Here is a 1,826-nt window from a genome sequence, read left to right as displayed (position 1 = left end):
ATGGACGAACGGTTCGGGGGCAATATCGCTCCGACCATGAGCTCCTTCGACGAGATCGAGGAGTGGGTCAAAGACCAGCTACCTGAATCCATGGGCGAGATCCTGGAGCAGCAACCGGAACTGGAGCGGCTGGCGATCCAGCGAAGCATGGTTCGGCAGGCCAAGGAAGACCTCCGGAGCCTGGAGAACGTCGAAGACGGGGACGTCTTCGACGTTCACGCGGCCATCTTCGAGAAAAACGCCCTGGGCGATTACGAAGAGGTCAGCGTCAGCGGGTCTAGTATTACGCAGCGTTGCATCGTCGGGCTCGACGAGGCGCGTGCCTTGGCTGAAGACCTGGTCCGGTCCCTTCGTTTCGATGGCGACGGCACCACGGAGGCGACCGAGGAATCCGAGGCCGTTTCGGCGGCCTGATTCCTGTTGCAAACACCCGCGACCCCGGGTTTGTCAATGTCAGGTGGCCCGGGTCGGGGCCGCCGTTGTTGGAGGAAGCCATGGAAAACTATGAAGACCTGAAGACGCGGCTCGGCATGACCGGCGAACCCGAGTCGGGAGCCAACCCCCGGATCACCCGGGGGATGCCGAAGACGATGGAGGAAGCCGCGGCAACGCTGTCGGCTTTCCCGCAGGCCGAGTTCATCGAGAATCGGTCCTGGCGGTCGGAGAACTGCCAGGTCTGGGTGGATCTCGGCGGAATGGCCTTTGTCGTCCTTGCGGACGATCAGGTGGTTCTCGCCGAGTTCGATGACGGCGCGGCGTTCCTCGACTTCGGGAGCCGGATGGGTGAGCTCATCGAGCACGCCCGGATGATGGCGATCGACGACGACGTCGCATGACAGAACCAACGCCCGGTGTTCCATTGGAACACCGGGCTTTTTTATGCTCGGGCGCATCTGAAGAAGTTGCGTTCCGAAAAAGATTTGCGATGATGAAGAAAAACGAAAGGAGGTGAAGTGTTCTGCAAGACGTTTCAGTTTGATGATGTCGGTCAGGTGCTCGTGATTCGGGAATCCGATGCGGAGTCCGAGCGCGTGGTATTCGTTGTGGAGGATTCCCATAACCCGGGCAGCATTAAAGCACGAGTCACAACGGCGTTTCTGCCAGATCAAGAAGGCAGTGAATACGCGGACAGGCTGTTTCACATGACGAAAGAGGATACAGCCCGAACCACGGCCCTGACCGTCAAGATGGACGAGCAGGTGCCGAAAGCCATCCGCAACCAGGGTAGACAGGCAATCCACTGATGGAAAATCGCAAGTTCGTCAAGGAATTCGAGAAGATGCAGCGCCGTACCGAGCGCCGGGCCCTGATCCGTTCGGTGCGGGAGCGCGTGCTGGAGTGGTTTGGCCGTCGTGAAGACGGCCCTATGGCGGAGGCGAAGGAGGGCAAGTGAAACCGACACGGGAACAGCAGGCCGTGATCGAGGCCCGGGGCGACCGGGATCTGGCGGTGAATGCGCTGTCCGGGGCGGCGAAGACGACCACCCTGGAAATGCGGGCGCGCGCCAACCCGAACCGGAAGATCCTCTATGTCGCCTTCAACAAGGCCATCGAAACCGAAGCCCGTAAACGGTTCCCGTCCAACGTCACCTGCAAAACCACCCATGCCCTGGCGTTCCGGCAGTTCGGTCGCCGATTCGCGAATGCGGATCAGCTTCGCGAACCGCGGGCGGCGGACGCCCAACGGGTCTTTTCCGTGAAGGCCCTGAAGGATCGGGGGCCGGGGTATATCCGCATCCTTCTGGAGACCGTCCAGCAGTACATGGCGTCAAGCGACCGGGAGATCGGGCCGCAGCATGTGCCGGAAACAACGCGCAAGGGCCTGGG

4 protein-coding genes and 1 pseudogene are annotated in these 1,826 nt (G+C 61.2%); all 5 read left to right on the top strand.

From position 1 onward, the window contains the following. Positions 1-414, top strand: a 414-nt coding sequence (locus tag F573_RS0113880; RefSeq protein WP_019023093.1) for a hypothetical protein, incomplete at its 5' end; no start/stop codon positions are given. A gap of 80 nt (positions 415-494) precedes the next feature. Then, a complete protein-coding gene (locus F573_RS0113875; RefSeq protein ID WP_019023092.1) occupies positions 495-836 on the top strand; it encodes a hypothetical protein in 342 nt (113 codons plus the stop codon). A gap of 117 nt (positions 837-953) precedes the next feature. Next, positions 954-1,244 carry a hypothetical protein gene (locus F573_RS0113870; protein ID WP_019023091.1) on the top strand — a complete coding sequence of 97 codons (291 nt, stop codon included), beginning with the start codon at positions 954-956 and terminating at the stop codon, positions 1,242-1,244. Continuing rightward, complete coding sequence (locus tag F573_RS15160) at positions 1,244-1,393, top strand: hypothetical protein (RefSeq protein ID WP_019023090.1); 150 nt, start codon at positions 1,244-1,246, stop codon at positions 1,391-1,393. Before F573_RS0113870 ends, F573_RS15160 begins: the two co-directional genes overlap by 1 nt. Further along, positions 1,390-1,826, top strand: a pseudogene (locus tag F573_RS14505) (ATP-dependent helicase); the annotation flags it as partial. The gene F573_RS15160 and the pseudogene F573_RS14505, both read left to right, overlap by 4 nt.

The sequence above is a fragment of the Thioalkalivibrio sp. ALE23 genome (assembly GCF_000378545.1).
Classification (GTDB): domain Bacteria; phylum Pseudomonadota; class Gammaproteobacteria; order Ectothiorhodospirales; family Ectothiorhodospiraceae; genus Thioalkalivibrio.
This window is presented reverse-complemented; position numbering and strand designations above follow the sequence as displayed.